This is a genomic window from Paenibacillus sp. DMB20 (genome assembly GCF_000987955.1).
Lineage (GTDB): Bacteria > Bacillota > Bacilli > Paenibacillales > Paenibacillaceae > Paenibacillus_AQ.
In genome coordinates, this window is sequence record NZ_LAZU01000022.1 from 15,590 (window position 1) to 32,855 (window position 17,266).

Genomic DNA, 17,266 nt, shown 5'->3' on the forward strand with positions numbered 1-17,266 from the left:
AATTTTCATTACATGCATCATTCAAGCTGTCGGGCGGATCGGATTTGATAATTAGACCTTGGCGCTTTCCATATGTTTCACGGTCTTCAGCATTTCGGCGCCGGTCCCCAGCTTGTAACCCTTGGACAGCATGGTTACTCGCCCGCCGCCATCCGCCACCAGCACAACGGGGCGTTCCGACGTCGCGGCCGACGGAAGCTCTGCCTGCAGCCGCTCCAGTCCCTGTTCCGCCGGGTCGACTGCGACCACGGCATTGGACGGCAGGCCGGCCGCCGCGATCAGTTCCACTGCATCCTCGTTGGGTACTGCCAAGCAGATCGTTCCATCCCACTTCTCCAGCTCGGCGGCCAGCTCTCGCAGCTCGCGCAGCAGATGCTTCGACGGTTCCCGCTCCGGCTCGAGCCATGCCCATGCCGCACCGGACGGGCTGAGGCCAGGGGTGTCTCCGCCTGGCAGGCTCTGAAGGAACTCATCGCTGACTTGCGCAAGGATAACCAGCTCTTCCGACTCCTCGCGGAACACGAGCTCCAGTTCCTTCTCCTCACCCGGCCGCACCTCGAAATAGCGGCACCGGACTTTCACGGATCCATCCCTCAACCTCGTGCCCGTGATCAGCCTGTAGGTTCCTGCCAGCACTTCATAGGACTTGCCGTAAACCTCCTTCTCCCCGAACGGAATCGATAATGTCCGGAACATTCCGTCCTCCAGCCGCGCCACCGTAAAATTAAGATGATACGCCGCTGCGGTCCCGTCGGTCCCCTGCCATGAAGACGGCAGGAAACGGATTTTTCCTTTTTCCGGTGCCTCAGAACCACTTGGATCCTCTGAAACGCCGAAGCGCACGTCGATCCAGCGGCCGGATTGCCAGAATTGAGGCCGTAGATTGAGCGGTTCAAGCCGGGCAGGAATGCCCAGACTCCGGGCAGCCGCAACAAACAGAATATCGCGGCTCATGGCGTCCGTGATCTTCATCCGGTACGCGCCGACGGGCGTCGCCATTCCATTGTACCGGTCCACTCCGTTCAGGACGGCAATGTCTCCGGCCAGCTCGTCCGCAAGCCGCTGCGGGTTCGACCGGAACGACATCTGCTGTTCCGCCGAAAAAGCCCGTTGGAAAAAGCGCTTGTACGGCGTAATCATCTCGAAATGAACCCTCGGGCACAGCACGTAAGCATCAAAAAAATTCGGGTTTCATTCCGCCGTCATCCATACCGCGGGTACCTTCAAGATGATCGGCAAGAGTCGGCACGAACGTGTCCGTCAAATCCTTCTCCCTCAGGCTTTCAAGCAGCCGCAGAGCAAGTTTCCGCTCTTCCGCCGCAGCTTCCTTAAGAAAACGGGCAAGTTCCGCCGCATTTCCCCTTGCCTTGTCCAGAACCGATAAGACCCGGTCTTCCGACAAGCCAAGCTCCCTTGCAAGATCGCCGCCCTTAATGGCAGCCCGGAATTCGGCCTCGAAGCCTGCCCGGATCTGCGTCCCTTCCTTAACCCGTTCCTCATGACGGGTGCGCTTCTCTTCCGGTACCTCCAGCTCCGCGCCGGTATCTGCTGCCGGAGGAACCATTTCCAACTCGACTATATCTCCGGCTGCCGGGTGTTCGCCAAGCGTCAGGTCAAACCATACGCCGTCGCGCACGTCGATTTTACGGGTCCCCCAACCCAGGGGACCTCTTGCATGTACCAGCAGATCGCCTAATCCGGTCATCAAGCTGACGTTTCCTCCGGCATCGGTTGTCTTAGTGACAATGGTGCTGAACTCGGCAAAATTGTAGACCTGGAACTGAACCTCGGCTTCGGCAGGCATGCCGTTCTTATCCTTCACCTGAACGGTGATGGTCTTGACGGGCGCATAGCGGTCCAGCATGTTGATCTCCGCATACCAAGGATGATCCGAGCAAATTTCCTCGGGTCCCCGGTAATCGGCCGCCACGCGGGTGTTCACGAGCATCGCCTGTCGCGAAGGCGACCGGAACCATCCTTCGTTAAGAATCGGCTCCGGCTCGCATGCGCCAAGGAAGCGCCACTCTCCGTCCGCCCAGGCTTCCACCCAGGCATGGTTGGAATCACAGTGTGCCCAGCGCGGCGTGTACACCTGTCGGGCCGGAATGCCGATGCTTCGAAGCGCCGCAACCGCGAGCGTGGACTGTTCGCCGCAGCGGCCCAGACCGGTGCGCATGATCGTGAGCGGGGATACCGTGCGCATATCCGTGCCGATATAAGTCGCCTGCTCATGGCACCAATAATTCGTTTCCAGAACGGCCTCCGTCATGGTCAGATCCTTTACCCGGGAATACAGTTCTCCGAATATCACCTCGCGGCTGTTGTCGATATTTTCGTTGTTTACCCGGTAAGGCAGCACAAAATGAACAAACAGCTCATCCGGGATCGAGCCCCCCCACGGCATTTGCTCCCTTACCTTCAGGGTCTGCCGCACATGCTCCAGAAAGAACGCCCCGCCGTAATCCGCCAGATCATGCAGCGGCATGTAGGCATGCAAAAATTTCAGCAGCAGCAGCTCGTCCCCGTCAATCCCGCTCTCCAGCACGTCGGCCCACTCGCGCTTCCGCTCGCCCGCCATCTCCACTTTAAGGGCAAGTTTTTTTCTCTATGGCCGCAAGGTCCAAACCGTATGTTTTGTTCATTGCCTTCTCCTCCTCTTCCTCTTAGAACAACCTGCTATCGTTCGAAAGCTGGAACTCCTTCCCCAATGGCCCAGTTCCAACCATTTAATATGAATCTTCCTACATAAAACCCTGCTATAAGTGCATTGATTTGTGAAAACGTTTACCTTACAATTTAATAAGGCTGACATCTTGTCAGTTAGCCGCATAGGAGGTTACATCATGAAATGGAATCATATCAAATCCAAGCTTCTTTTGAAATATACGCTTTCCTATATCGCTATTTTCCTGATCCCGCTTATTATTCTTACCGTCATTATCTATCAGAACGCCGTGCAAACCCTCCGTTCCGAAATCGAGCAGAGCAACGTCAATCAGCTTACCCAAGCCAAAACCATGATTGACGACCGCATGAGGGAACTTCAGGACACGGCTTCACGCATCGCCTACGATAAACAGCTGACCTCCTACTGGGTGCATCATCCGTACTACAGCCAGGACGCAATCGGAGCCTTGGCCAAATACAAGGCGGCCAGTTCCATCGTGAACGAGCTCTTTCTGTTCTTCCGCGGGGATGAGAAAATCTATTCCACCGAGGGGCTTGAGAACCTGGACGTGTTCACCCGCCGCTATAAATTCCATACCTGGGATAAGGCAAACCTGGTCCGGGATTTGAATACGGTACGTTATCCGACCATGCGTCCGGCGGAACAAGTCGACAAAGGAAACCGCGGCCAGCAATCCATGCTGGCCTACCTTGTGCCGATTACGCCGAACAATCCCAACCCGCACGGCACGGTCATGTACCTGATCGACGAATCCAACCTGACCGGATTAATCGATTCCATCCTGACCGATTACCAGGGAATGACCTATATTTTCGATAATAACGGACAAGTGCTTGCCGCCAATCACCATGGAGAGTCGGTTACCGCCAAGGACGTCAGCGCCTTGTTCCGGCTTAAGCCCGGAACGCACAGCCTCTCCCTGAACCAAGAGTCGTATTCCGTCGTTTCCGTCAAATCGGACGCCGGCTGGACGTATGTTACCGCTATGCCGAGCAGTCAATTTTTCGGCCGCATCGTGCATATCCAGACCTTTATCGCTCTCGTTTTTTCCTTTGTGGTCATCATGGGTACCATACTTGCCATCATGCTCGCGCGAAGACAGTACCATCCGATTTCCGACCTGATGGAGTTTGTGCGGCTGAAAAAACGTTTCCGATTCCTCTTCGTCCAGCAACGAGCTGGAATGGATCAAAAAAACATTGCACGACTACAGCCAGCGCGTGGATCTTCAGGAACCCTACGCCCGCAACCATATCCTGCTGCTTCTGCTAAAGCACGGCCATACGGGGGATTTGACGACCAAGCTCAGCGAAACCCTTGGCATTCGCTTTGACCGGTCCCATTATTTCGTCGTTTGCATGGGCTGGGAACCTTCGCTTTCCTTGAGCGGCCAAGATCCGGAGCATCGGTCCGTCATGCAGCTGATGGGCGACGTGCCATTGCCGGAGCTTTCGGCTCATGCCTATGGGGTTGAGCTTCCTCATCCCAACCAGCTGGCCCTCATTGTCGGCTTTGACGCCGTCACCGGCCATGAAGCCCGGCTTCAGGCCCTGATGGAATCCATTGTCGATGCTCTCCGGGCCATGGTCGCGGAACATGCCGATCTGTCTCCTACCATGGGAGCCGGTACCCGCTACAGCTACCCGGAACAGCTGAATCAATCCTATATCGAGGCCTCGACCGCTTTTGAAGCATCCATGCTTCACGGGCAGGGCACCACTACATTCTTCAACAAGCTTTCCGACACCAGGGACTCTTCCTTCTGGGTGCCGAAGGACGTTCTGCTTAAACTCGTCCAAAGCCTCAAGCAGGGCAGCTACGATGTAGCCGTCCAGATGGTGTCCACGGCGCTTAATAATTTGAAAATCGAGAAACCGGCCGTGCCGCTGCTGCGCTGCATTTGCTTCGATATTTTGAACACGATGCTGAAAACCGCCTCGGAGCTGGGCATTCACCATGTCGTCAACGAAATTCCGCGGGTGACCTCCTTCGATTCGCTGGAGGACCTGGAGAAGAAGCTTACCAGCCTTGCCGCGGAAATCTGCGCCCAGGTCGAAGCCATGAGCGAGACCGAAGAGAACAGCCTGATGGACCAAATCACGGCCTTTATCGACGAGAACTTTACGGATTACACCCTGAGTTTGGGAACGATATCGGCCAAATACTCCATCTCTTCTTCCTATTTCAGCCGCTCCTTCAAAGAGAAGATGGGCATCAATTTTTCCCAGTATATTTGGCAAAAACGCATGGACGAGGTCATCCGTCAGCTCCTGCATACCAACGATCCTTTAAAGGATATCATCATCCGCGTCGGTTACCTGGACACGCCGAATTTCATCCGCAAGTTCAAAAAGGAACAGGGCTGCACGCCCGGGCAGTATCGTAAAATGCATAGTCAGAACGGAGCCTCCGTTTCGTCCGATGACGAGGATGAGGACTGGGTCGGATAATAGCACATCCTGTTGGCGAATCCTCAATGAAGAAGATCTCTATAAAGACATTAACAACTCCCCTCGGGCAAACGCCTTGGGGGAGTTGTTTTTTTGTGATGAAAGAGCGCCGAACTCAGCCCTGCAGCCCTTGATGTACAGCATCCAGCAGGCGGTGCGTCTTGTCGCAGGAATATTCCCAGAACATGATGCCTGCCAGGCCCTTGTCCTTTACATAATCGCATTTGTGCGAAATCGATTCCTCGTCATCATAGGATATCAGGCTGGACCCGTTAAACAGGTAAGGCGCGCAGGCCTCCTCATCCCAATAACGGACATAACCGTTCTTATTGATATAGTCGGCTGCAAGCACGGTGAAATCCGGTCCGTATCCGCCGGTGCTACCTGCCATTTGGTGAAGTCCATGATTGCGGTCCGGAACGCCGTTCCAGACGCGGGAATAAAAAGCCGCGCCGATCACGATCTTCTCTTTCGGCACTCCCGCACGGTGGAACAGGTTTACGGAAGCGTCGACGCTGATCCGGAACAGATCTCCCGTCGGCGTGTATAAATTCGTATGGTGGCCTGTCAGAACCTGAAAACCGCCGCGCATGTCATAGGTCATCAGCTGGACGAAGTCGAGATACTGCTGTACCTGCTCCATCTCCGTGCCGTCCACGTAATACTGGTCTGCGCCTGCCGCAATGGTCAGCAGGTAATGGCGCCCATCCTGCGAACCTTTTGAATCCAGCGCCTCCCGAATGGTTTTAAGGAGCAAAGTGAAGTTCCTTTTGTCGTCTGGGCTCGACCCGATTTCGGCTTCGCCGTAACAAGGGTACTCCCAATCCAGATCGATCCCGTCAAAAGGAAGCTCGTTCAGCACCCGTACCGCCGAAGCCGCCATGCTCTTCCTGCCTGCCTCGGTGGATGCCGCCTCCGAAAATCCGCCGGCGCTCCAGCCTCCTACGGACAATAGCATGGTCAGTTCGGGGTGCTCCTGTTTGATTTTTCGCCAGAGCTTCGGTGTTTTTCAGATGCGCCGTCGTGATCTCATCGTTCCGGACGTGGCCGAAAGCCACATTCAAGTGGGTTAATTTCGATAAATCTTCCTTCATCATCTCCGGAAGCACGGCATCGGACGCGTAACCGGCCTTTATATATTTTTTCGTCATGTTTCTCGTCACTCCGATCCTCTAAGTTGCTTGAATCTTATATACGGCAGACAATATCTGCAGGGCTTCTTTCCCGGTGCCGAGCTTGTACCCCGAAGCCGTATACCGGATTTGATCTTGGCCGTCCAGCACGAAGACATGAGGGAAGCCCGCTTCTTGAGCCGGGGACTGGGATAGAAACCCAGGCAGGGAAGCATAGGTCGAATCCCGTACAACCACCGTGCGCAGCGGCAGCTTCGGATAATGGCCGGGATTGAATGAAGCCGTCCATTCGGAATCGCCGACGACTAGAACGACGGGGGCTCCCAGATCGTCAAACTGCCCGGCCAGCTCGCCCAATTCGCGGAATAGATGTTTGGTCGGCTCCCGCTCAGGCTCGATCCACGCGGCGAGGGCACCTTCGGTTCCGATAAGTTCCTCCCAGTTTACCGCGCTTCCGTCCAGGAAGGTCAGGGCGCTGCTGCGTTCAAACGTACCGAGCACAGGGATATCGGCCTCCGTTTCCCGATAGGTCAAGGTAACGTCGGTTTGCTGCCCCGCATGTACCGTGAAATAGGAAAAGCGCACTCTTGCCGTACCGTCCTTCAGACGGATGCCGGTAGTTAAACGGTACGCCCCCGGCTCCACCTCGAACGGCTCATCATACACGTCGGTCTTGCCATGAGGGTAGACCAGCGTTTTGTATACTCCATTCTCAAGGCGGGCGAAGGTGAAGTTTTCCGAGTAAGAAGCGGCCTGCTCTGCCTCGGGATCGCGGAACAGCCGGAGACTTCCCCAGGCCTTGGCCTCCTGCCGTACGGAAGAAAGGAGCGAGAATTCGGCATTCTCCCAGCTGCCGTTTTTGAAATATTGCGGCTTCTGCTCGCTCGGGTGCAGCCTTGCCGGAATGCCCAAGCTGCGGCAAAGCGCAACAAACAAGATGCCAAGAGACACCGGATCTCCCGTTTTCAAACGGTAAGTACCGAGGGGATTTCCTTTCCCCTTGAGGTTCGGAAGATCCTCCCAGAGGGCGAATTCCTGCTCCAATCTAAAGGCCAGCTCCCCGGGAACGGACTTGAACGCCGCGATATCGTCGGCGGCAAAAGCTTCCCGGAAAGCCTGCCGATAAGGCACGATCATTTCGTGCAATACCCGCGGGCAGAGAATATATTCGCTAAACGTCTTCTCGTCATGTTCTCCCCGCTCGGCCAAAGCGCCTTTCAGGTGATCGTCCAGCACGGGCCGGAAGGTGTCGGCCAAATCCTTTTCGTTCAGGGTTTCCAGCAGGCGCAGCGGCCACTCTCCGTACGCTCCGGAACGTTCCTGAAGGAAGGCGGCGATTTCCCGGCTGTTCCCGCGGGCTTTCTGTATGACGCTCCAGACCCGGTCCGCCGGAAGTCCGGCTGCCTGAGCGATCTGACGGGCCTCGTCCTCGCCCAGGAACGTTTTTTTCATATCCGGTCCTGATATTTGTTCCTTCTTCAAGACGGCGGTTATGACGTTCGATCTGCTCTTCGGAAAGAGCCTCGGCTTCTTCCCCTTCACGCTCCGGCGGAGGCACCATGTCGAAATCCACCGTTCCGGTCGGCTGTTCGATGGAGCCCAGAATAAGCTCGCAGCGGCTGTCATCCGCCGAATGTTTAACTTCGCCCCACCGGCCGTCCTTCACGGCGCGAATCAGCAGGTCGCCGAATCCCGTTTTAAAGCAGGCTTCTCCCCGGTCATTCGTCGGCAGCGAAGCGATCGGGTACAGCTCGGCCATGTTGTACACTTCAAAGCGAACCTCGGCCCCGCTTACCGGTACGCCCTGCTCATCCTTCACGGTGACATGGATCAGCCGTGTAGGCGCATAGTTCTCCAACAAGTTAATTTCCGTAAACCACTCGTCGGCGAGGGTAATATCCTCCGGCCCCGGATAATCCGCATAAATGCGCGTGTTGATCAGCATGGCACGGCGTGCCGGCGGACTGAACCACCCTTGGTTCAGACGAGCCTCCGGTTCGCAAGCGCCGATGTAGTACCAACTTCCGTCGGCCCATGCCTCTACCCAGGCATGGTTATCGTCGCAATGAGCCCATCGCGGCGTGTATACCTGGCGGGCAGGGATGCCGATGCTGCGAAGCGCGGCCACCGCCAGGGTCGATTCCTCGCCGCAGCGTCCACGCGCATTCCGGATCATGGTGAGCGGCGACATCGTCCGCAGATCGCTTCCGATGTACGTCGCCTTCTCGTGGCACCAGTAGTTGGTCTCCTTGATCGCGTCCTTCATCGATAACTTCGCCGTCCGTCCGGCTAATTCGTTATGCAGAATGCCGCGGGAGTCTTCGATATTCTCGGTATTCACACGGTACGGCAGCACGAAATGAAGGAACAGATGGTCCGGCACGCGCGCTCCCCAAGGCACCTGAGCACGTATCTCCAGCGTCTTCCGGACATGGCTCAGAAACAAGGTCCCGTCATAATCCGCCATATCATTGACCGGCATGTATGCGTATAAGTACTTTAAAGCCCAGGTCTCCTCTTCCGTCAGGTTATCTTGGAAGATGCCGAAGAGCTCCTGTTCCCTTGACTTGGCCAGCCGACGCTTTTGGCGGAATTTACGGTCTATGAGCTCCAGCATTTGCGGATCCAGGGAAAAAGCGGATGTCTTCATTTCCACCTGCCTCACTCCTTCCATAACTTCCCATCTTCGCGGATGCAGAACACGCCCTCCCCGTCGGAGGACGGAGCCGTAATTTGGAACAAGCTGCGGGTCGTTTCAATCACGGGATCGACGGTCCACGAATCGTCGCCCATGAGCTGCTTCTTGTCTTCCGTAAACTTGCCGTGGGCTTCAAAGTAATTGCGCTGGCGGTAATAGAGTTTGCGCAGCTCCCATTTGATCATTTCATCCTGCGGAAGCTCAAAGATTTGCGGCGTGTCGTTGTCCGCGAACACAACATATCCCCACAGCTCGGGATAATGCATATTGATAAGCCCCATCGGCGACCATACCCAATTGTCTTCCGGATAAGGTTTGCCCGTTTCCGGATTCAGCACCTTGCGGTACTCGCCGTCCCGGACCTCCGTCTGCCATTCGACGCGGGAGAAGTTCACGCGCCAGAACTCGCCCGGGATTGGCGGTCGGCTTTCGGCTGCGCATTCCCGCAGAACGGACCAAGGGATCGCCACTTCGACGCTCCACTTCCGGTTGTCTGCATCGGGGCGGTTCAGCTCGCCATCGATATGCACGGCCGTTTTCAGGCCGCTGATATCCCATGCGTTCACCGGAGGGCCGCCGTCGCGGTAAGGCTTCACCAACAGCAGATCCCATACCGTGTTCAGCGCATTGATTTCAAACTCGTAGTATTGATGCGTATCCCCGTCCGGGTCAATGAAAATTTCGAAATCCTTGTCATAAAAAATGACGGAATCCCGTTCGGTCAGCGTTGCCCAGATCTGATCCTCGATCATCTCCGCCGCAAAGTAAAAGTATTCGTCGTCCCATAGCATTTTGACCCGGGTCTGCTTTACGGGCCTTGGACGAAGATCGCCTTCGATATCCACAAAATCATCCGTCCAGTCCGCCGCCGTCCAGAATGGCTTGTCCACGCGGCCGTCCAATACGAGCGGCCCTTTGGCGCGTCCGCATATATAATGTTTGGGAGCGTATTCGATCTTCGGCTCCGGCACTCCACTCCAATTCATTGCCTTCCCCTGCCTTATTGTTTATGGTGAATTATAATGCTTCTTCAATATAGAAAAGATAAACAGGGGGCTGGGACCGGTTCGCGGACCCGGCCCCCTGAAGTTGTCAGTTATGGGTTACGACGGCGCCCGAGCCGCCGTACATCTCCAGCTCCTCGTCGAATTCGAGTTTAAGGACCGTCACCTGTTCGTGCGCATCCTCAGCCGTCATATGGATCCATGTCGTGCCCGGAATGTTGAACCAAGGGACGCCGCCGTGGATTTCATGCGTAAGTTCTTTGCCCGAATGAAGAACGGTAATCTTTTTGATCGGGTTGCATAGCCCTTTGAGGCATACGTTTTCTTTCGGATCGTCATAGATGAACAGATATAATGTTTTTCTGTCCTTGGAGACCGTGCTTCCCCCCAGATAATAACGGGTCATGATGCCTTCTTCCGTTCCGAAAACGGCCTCTTCATGCGTGCGGATCCAATCTCCCAGCCCGAGCAGGATATCCTCCTGTCTCTTATCGATCGTCCCGTCCTCCCGGGGACCGATGTCCAGCAGCATGTTGCCGCCCATGGAGATGCAATCGCAGAACATCCGGATAATCTGGTTTAGTGTTTTATATTTGTTATCGGTCGGCACGTACCCCCACGAGGAGTTGATGGTCGTACAGAATTCCCAAGGGCCTTCCGGTCTCGTGATCGGAATCCCCTGCTCCGGCGTTTTGTAGTCCCCATGGCCTTGAAGGCGGGAATTGATGATGAGATCCGGGTTAAATGACTTCAGGTAATGCTTGAATTCCGGCAAATTCCACTGATCCGCGCTCCGCTCCCAGTCGCCGTCGAACCACAGCAGATCCACCTTGCCGTAATTGGTTAGGATCTCGCGGAGTTGGTTATTGTTGAACTCCAGGAATTTCTGCCATTTCGCTTCATCCTGAACACCGTCCACCGGACTGGAATGCGGGTTGACCTTGCTGAGATCCTCCGGAACCTTGCCGCCTTCAAATACGCTAGGATAATCAGGATGAGACCAGTCGATCAATGAGAAATACATGCCCAGATGAATGCCTCTTTTGGCGATCGCTTCCGCATATTCCTTGATGATATCCCGTTTGGCCGGCGTTTTCTTAACTACGTTCAAATCGCTGTACTGCGTGTCCCATAGCGCCACGCCGTCATGATGCTTCGTCGTAAGCACCGCGTATTTCGCGCCCGATTTTTCAATCAGGTCAGCCCACTTGTCCGCATCGAATTTGGAGGCCGTAAAGCCATCCAGCTGTTTCATGTAATCTTCGTAGGACATTCTCCCATTATAAAAGGACCATGATTCCGAAACCCCATCCACCGCATAAATACCGTAGTGGATGAATATCCCCAGTTTTGCGTCCTCAAACCATTTCTGCATACCCTATCGCACCTCTCCCCCAAAAATTCGAATCCGATGATTCCTTTCTCTATGCAAGCTTCACCAACTACCGCATCCGGAAAACATGCGCAATCGGTGCCAGCCCCTGCCGTTCCCGATCCGGAAGCCGGACGGCGATACCTTCCTCGATACGGCGGTATTCCAGCATTTCTTGGCCGCCCACCAGATCGATGCGGCTGAAGTCTGCCCGAATCGGCAGAACAACCTCTTCGGAAACGGTCTCGTTCTCGTCCCTGTACAGGCAGAAGGCGTACGTCGTGTCGCCTTTCTTGGTGAAATGGAACCGGCCAGCGGAATGCGGTTCGCAAATGCGCGTTCCGTAAATGGCTTCCCCATGGACGCCCAGCCATGCCCCCATGCCTTTGATCCTCGATATCGCGGTTTTGGACAGCCTTCCGTCCGGCTGCGGTCCCACGTTCAGAGCGAGATTGCCGCCTTTTGCGACAATTTCCACAAGAAGATGAATAAGCTCGCGAACGGACTTGTAATGATCCTCATACCGGAAAGAGAAGGCGGAGCCCATCGTGATGCAGCTCTCCCAAGGCACATGAAGCGCGCGCTCGGGCAGCGTCTGCTCCGGCGTGATCAGGTTTTCGTAAGGTCCGCCGACAGTACGGTCCGCCGATAGCAGCCATGGCTGGATTTTCCGGGCCTTTTCCACCACTTCGCCCAACCGGATGTTCTGTTCGCGATAGTCATTGACCCAGCCGGCATCCAGCCACAGCACATCGATTCGCCCGTAATTCGTCATCAATTCCATGATCTGCTCATGGGTGAACTGGACGAACTGTTCCCACAGCCAAGGATACTCCTGCGGGGAATAGGTCGGGCCTCTGGATGTCGTTGTCCCCGGTCTCATCCCCGGTGCCCAGTAATACGGCGTGTGCCAGTCGGCTTTGGAGAAATAGGCCGAGATGCCAAGACCCCTTGCACGAAAAGCATTGAACAGCTGTTTGGTAATGTCGGCATATTTATGCGCATGGAACGGGCAATCCGGACCTGTGATGCGATAGTCCGTCGTACGCGTATCCCACATGCAGAAGCCGTCATGATGCTTGGTTGTGAAATTCAGATACTTGAATCCGTTATCGGCGGCCAGGTCAGCCCACAAATCAGGCTGAAAGCGAAGAGGGTTAAACGTTTTGTTTAAATCAAAATACTGCCTCTTCAATTCCTCCGCATCGATGTCCCAGTCGATTTCATTGCGTGACCATTCCTCATCCACGTCGCTTAATGCCCATGATTCAACTAGCCCCAGCTGCGAATAGGGCCCCCAGTGCATCATCAGACCCAGCTTCTGGTCTTTGAACCATTCCAAACGCTCCAGCAGCAACGGATCTTCCGGCTTGACCCAGGAATCCTCCGAACTGTAATTATGGACGCCCTTCTCTACTACGGATTCCTGCTCCTGTTCTACCTGATGGACATCTCCCATGGTCTCTTCCCTCCATTACTTTGACTATCCGCTTAACGTGCCTGTTACAAGCAATATCGCCCGGATATCAATAAGCATTGAATTTATTAGCGTGTTTTCAAAATAATAGCCAATCCCCGGTCACAGCTGACCGGGGTATGTTGGCTTAGGTTTCCCGCGAGAAACGTCGTCTTCCTGGATAGGGAAGATTGGAAGTCGTTCCAGCTGGTTTCATATGAACGGGTTTATTTGCCGGAGTTCCAAGTGTCGTACGCTGCTTGGTACAGCTCGACGATCCGGTCTCCGCCCATTTTTTTAACTTGCGCTACATATTTGTCCCAGTTTTCGAGCGGTTCCTGTCCGGTGATGAACTTCGCTTCCATCTGCTTCACATACGTGTCAAGATCGGACATTAATGCAGTCGCTTCGCTTTGCTGTTCATTTGTCAAATAAACGTTAGGGAACGGGGATTTGCCGATCGGTACGAGTTTTTCTTCATTTTGCTTGTCAATCCACTCGTCAAACTCGGTACGAAGGCCCTTCGCGACTTCCGGATCATTGATACCCGGTGTCAAAATGCCGTAGTTCGGCGTGATTTTGCCGCGGTATTCTTCACGGTCGCCGCCGCCAGGAACAGGAAGCCATTCTTTTACGCGGTTTTCCTTGTCTTTGTATTTCCACAGGGTGCCCTCAGGACCTTGGCTGAACAGTGTGGAGCCTTCATAGCTGTACAGGTAGTCGATCCAGCGCATGGTTGCTTCCGGAGCTGGGTTTTTGCTCGTAATGGCGAAGGTGCCTCTGGCAGAGATGCCTGGATGCTTGCCGTATACCGGCGAACCCTCAATCTCGCTCTTCACCGGCGTCATCAATGGATGCTCGTCGCTAGGCTCGCCTCCCAAAGTGAAGTAAGGATGGTAGTCGTTAAACAATGCGACCTGGTTCTTTTCCCCTTTGGCTTTTTTCTGGTCCGGCGTTTGGGAGAAGGTCTCATGGTCAAGCAGATCCTCCTTCCACAAGCGGTTCATGAACGTCAAGTAGCCTTTGTAACCTTCTTCTTGATAAGGGTAATGGACCTTGCCGTCCTTGTCGGCATAAATGCCTTCGTTGTACATTCCCCAGAAGCCGAAGAAGTACATGCGCAGATCATCCAATTTCACGGAAGTCAACGGAATCTCGTCTTTTTTGCCGTTGCCGTTAGGATCTTCTTCCTTGACGCGCTTCAAGAACGTATACAGTTCCTCTATTGTTTTTGGCTCGGCTACGTTAAGCGCCTTCAGCATTTTGCCGTTATACCACATCGGGCCTCTGTACCATACGGCTGCGGCATCGATGAATGGCAGTGCGTATATGTGTCCGTCAGGCGTTGTAAACGATTTGCGAATGTCCGGATTCTCGTCGAAGATTTTCTTGATGTTTGGCGCATAGCCTTCATCAATGTATTTTTCCAGCGGAATCAAAGCGCCTTGGGCTCCGTAATTCACTTGTTCGGCAGGTTTGAGGTCGGCCGCGTAGAAAATATCAGGCAAATCGCCGCTTGCAAATACCAGATTCTTTTTCGTTTCAAAGCTGTCGATCGGTGCGAGCTGATACTCCAGCTTGATGCCTGTCATTTTCTCCATCTCTTGCAGTACAGGCATCGTATTCCAATCGGCTACCCCTGCATCCTGCGACATAACCTTAAGGGTCACCGGCTTCTCTACAATCGGAAAGCCTTCTTTCTTAACGCCTTCGGCAGTAGCCGATCCTGTAGCGGAAGAGCCTTTCTCATCGCCCTTGGATGCACCGCAAGCTGCCAATAAGCTTGCGGATAACGTAAGGCAAAGTAGAATGGATGACGCTTGGCGAAGCTTTTTCATGACAACAACTCCCCTTTTAAATTTGGTATTGCTATGGCAAGATCAGCCTTTTACGGAACCGATCATGACACCTTGCACAAAGTAACGCTGAAGGAACGGATAAATGGCAATGACCGGAACCGTAGCCACGATGATGACTGCGTATTTGACGAGGGCAGCAATTTCCGCCTTGCTGTTCAGCGCAGCAGCCGTTGATGTATCGATGGCTCCTCCACCCTGAGCGGCCATCTCCTGCAGAACCAGAATCTGGCGCAGAACCAGCTGCAGCGGGTATTTGGCCGTATCGTTCAAATAAATGAGTGCCGAGAAGTAGCTGTTCCAGTTACCGACCCCGTAGAACAAGGCCATGACCGCAATAATCGGCATCGACAGCGGCAGGATGATTTTGATGAACAGCCGCATGTTGGTACATCCGTCAATCTGGGCAGCCTCCTGCAGTTCCTTCGGAATCGAGCTCTGGAAGAAGGTCCGGGATACGATAATATTCCAGATCGATGCGGCCGACGGAATGACAATCGCCCACATCGTGTTGATCATGCCGAGATCCTTGACAAGCAGGTAGGTAGGGACAAGTCCTCCCCCAAAGAACATGGTCACCATGAACATGCCCATAAAGAAGTTCCGTCCGACAAAATCCTTTCGGCTTAAGGCATACGCCGCCGGCAGGGTCACCAACAGGTTGATGGTGGTTCCGACTACGGTATAAAGAATGGTATTCCCGTATCCGATCCAAATACTAGTGTTCTCAAACACCCTCTTGTACCCGTCGAAGGTAATCCCTTTGGGCCACAGCCACATATCCCCGGAAGCGACCAGCTTCGGATCGCTGATGGATGCGCTAAGTATATAAATCAAGGGATAGATCACGATTGCAAAAGCAAGAAATACATAAATGTAGTTGCATACGAGAAATATTTTATCCCGTCCCGTTTCTTTAACGCCTGACAGCATTCAGGTTCTCCCCCTCTCTACCACAAACTGTTTTCGCTCGTACGCCGGACAATCTGATTCACGACAATCAACAGAACCGCGTTGACCACGGAGTTGAACAAACCGATGGCTGTCGAGAAGCTGTACTGGGCATCCACAAGCCCCGAGCGGTAAACGAATGTTGAAATAACGTCCGACGAGCTCATGTTGAGCGGGTTTTGCAGCAGCAGGATTTTCTCGAATCCGACCCCGAGAAGGCTGCCTATGTTCAGGATCAACAGAATGGTCATTGTCGGAATGAGCGTCGGGATATTGATATGGCGGACACGTTGGAAACGCGAGGCGCCATCGATAACGGCTGCTTCATGAAGGCCCGGATCCACGCCCGAAAGCGCCGCTAAATAAATAATGGTGCCCCAGCCCGCACTCTGCCATACCCCTGACAACACGTACATCGTCTTGAACCATTTAGGATCGGTCAAAAAATCAGGTGCGGTAAATCCGAGCGCTTCGATGATATTAACCACGATTCCCGACGATGGCGAGAGAAAGGTGATAATCATCCCCGCCATAACGACGACGGAAATAAAGTGAGGCGCGTAAGTAACCGTTTGGGCCATCTTTTTAAAGAAACCGTTTCGGACCTCATTGAACGCCAAGGCCAGTATGATCGGAATCGGAAATCCGACGGCAAGTTCGTACAAGCTGATGCTTAGCGTGTTCCATATCAGGTCCCAGAAATAGTAGGAATCAAAGAAGCGTTCGAAGTGGTCGAAACCGACCCAAGGACTTCCCGTAATCCCCATCGTTGGAATGAAATTCTTAAACGCGATTTGAATGCCGTACATCGGTCCGTAAGAGAAAATAAGAAAGTAAAAAAAATGCGGGTGCAATAAAAATGTACAGTTCCCAGTTCTGGGCGATTCGTTTCCACAAACCCTTATTTCTCTTCCCTGGCATCAACCCCGGACTGCTATTGACGGCAGCTTTGGTATCCTGCACAGGATCACCCCTTTCCTAAATCGTTCTTTAATTCTTCTGTCTGTTACGTTACTCACAGCATGCAAAACGTGATAACGCTTACACACTTACGATATCCGACGATCCCGAAAGCCGTAAATATGTCATTGTTGCACCCCGAAAAACCCAGTAATATCAAGGGTTTATCCCCGTTGACAACCCTTTCTGACAACTTGACAATGTGTTGTTTTTGACCGAAATGTAAGCGTTTTTTTCGGACTTCGTCAATTTTGACAATTTGGATTGAAACTGTGTTATTTCGACTTTATTCGACATATTACTTCATTTTAAAGGTTTACGCCCAACACAAACAAGCCATCCGGAGAAGTTTCCCCGGACGGCTTGCTTGGATCTTCCGCGTATCATTTTATTGTCGTGCAAAACGATCGGGACGTTCCATGCTGGATTCTATCGGGCAGATGAAGGGCGATCCTCTGTCACATCCCCGAAGAATCTGATCGAATAGAGTGCGCACAGGCCGACAATCGTATAAATAACGCGGGCTCCGGCTGAATCCTGTCCTCCGAAAATGGAAGCAACCAGATCATACTGGAACAGGCCGACGAGCAGCCAGTTTATTCCCCCGATAATGAGCAAAAGCAGCGCGATCGTGTTAAATGTTTTCATGCGGATTCCTCCTTCTCTGGAGATTTGTAGAAGCGTATTTCATAGGTAT

General features: G+C 53.6%; 9 protein-coding genes and 3 pseudogenes. 1 reads left to right on the forward strand and 11 read right to left on the reverse strand.

The features are described 5' to 3' along the window. Positions 1 to 51 precede the first annotated feature (51 nt). Together XI25_RS31245 and XI25_RS31250 are read right to left on the reverse strand one after the other, a co-directional pair. Entirely contained in the window at positions 52 to 1,140 is a 1,089-nt protein-coding gene (locus tag XI25_RS31245) for a transglutaminase domain-containing protein (protein ID WP_052759547.1), read from the reverse strand. Positions 1,141 to 1,174: 34 nt separating this feature from the next. Then, the gene (locus tag XI25_RS31250) at positions 1,175 to 2,578 is read right to left on the reverse strand and encodes a transglutaminase-like domain-containing protein (RefSeq protein WP_052759548.1); all 1,404 of its coding nucleotides are present in this window, start codon (positions 2,576 to 2,578) and stop codon (positions 1,175 to 1,177) included. A gap of 265 nt (positions 2,579 to 2,843) precedes the next feature. Between XI25_RS31250 and XI25_RS09890 the strand changes: the two are divergent. Beyond that, positions 2,844 to 5,139, forward strand: a pseudogene (locus XI25_RS09890) (helix-turn-helix domain-containing protein). Positions 5,140 to 5,254: 115 nt separating this feature from the next. Here XI25_RS09890 and XI25_RS09895 read toward each other — a convergent pair. From XI25_RS09895 to XI25_RS09935, 9 genes and pseudogenes are all read right to left on the reverse strand, one after another. Then, positions 5,255 to 6,290, reverse strand: a pseudogene (locus XI25_RS09895) (glycoside hydrolase family 18 protein). Between the two features lie 1,168 nt (positions 6,291 to 7,458). Continuing rightward, the gene (locus XI25_RS36180; RefSeq protein ID WP_327204761.1) at positions 7,459 to 8,922 is read right to left on the reverse strand and encodes a transglutaminase-like domain-containing protein; all 1,464 of its coding nucleotides are present in this window, start codon (positions 8,920 to 8,922) and stop codon (positions 7,459 to 7,461) included. Between the two features lie 11 nt (positions 8,923 to 8,933). Further along, entirely contained in the window at positions 8,934 to 9,956 is a 1,023-nt protein-coding gene (locus XI25_RS09905) for a carbohydrate-binding family 9-like protein (protein WP_046678456.1), read from the reverse strand. Between the two features lie 106 nt (positions 9,957 to 10,062). Further along, a complete protein-coding gene (locus XI25_RS09910; protein ID WP_046678457.1) occupies positions 10,063 to 11,349 on the reverse strand; it encodes an alpha-L-fucosidase in 1,287 nt (428 codons plus the stop codon). A 67-nt stretch (positions 11,350 to 11,416) separates the two neighbouring features. Next, positions 11,417 to 12,805 (reverse strand): alpha-L-fucosidase, encoded by a 1,389-nt coding sequence (locus tag XI25_RS09915; protein ID WP_046678458.1) that lies wholly within the window; start codon positions 12,803 to 12,805, stop codon positions 11,417 to 11,419. Positions 12,806 to 13,029: 224 nt separating this feature from the next. Continuing rightward, positions 13,030 to 14,640: an extracellular solute-binding protein gene (locus XI25_RS09920; RefSeq protein WP_046678459.1), complete on the reverse strand. Its 1,611-nt coding sequence runs from the start codon at positions 14,638 to 14,640 to the stop codon at positions 13,030 to 13,032. Between the two features lie 42 nt (positions 14,641 to 14,682). Next, the gene (locus XI25_RS09925; protein ID WP_046678460.1) at positions 14,683 to 15,591 is read right to left on the reverse strand and encodes a carbohydrate ABC transporter permease; all 909 of its coding nucleotides are present in this window, start codon (positions 15,589 to 15,591) and stop codon (positions 14,683 to 14,685) included. Positions 15,592 to 15,608: 17 nt separating this feature from the next. Further along, positions 15,609 to 16,530 (reverse strand): annotated as a pseudogene (locus XI25_RS09930) (ABC transporter permease). Between the two features lie 468 nt (positions 16,531 to 16,998). Then, the gene (locus XI25_RS09935; RefSeq protein ID WP_046678461.1) at positions 16,999 to 17,217 is read right to left on the reverse strand and encodes a DUF378 domain-containing protein; all 219 of its coding nucleotides are present in this window, start codon (positions 17,215 to 17,217) and stop codon (positions 16,999 to 17,001) included. Positions 17,218 to 17,266 lie beyond the last annotated feature (49 nt).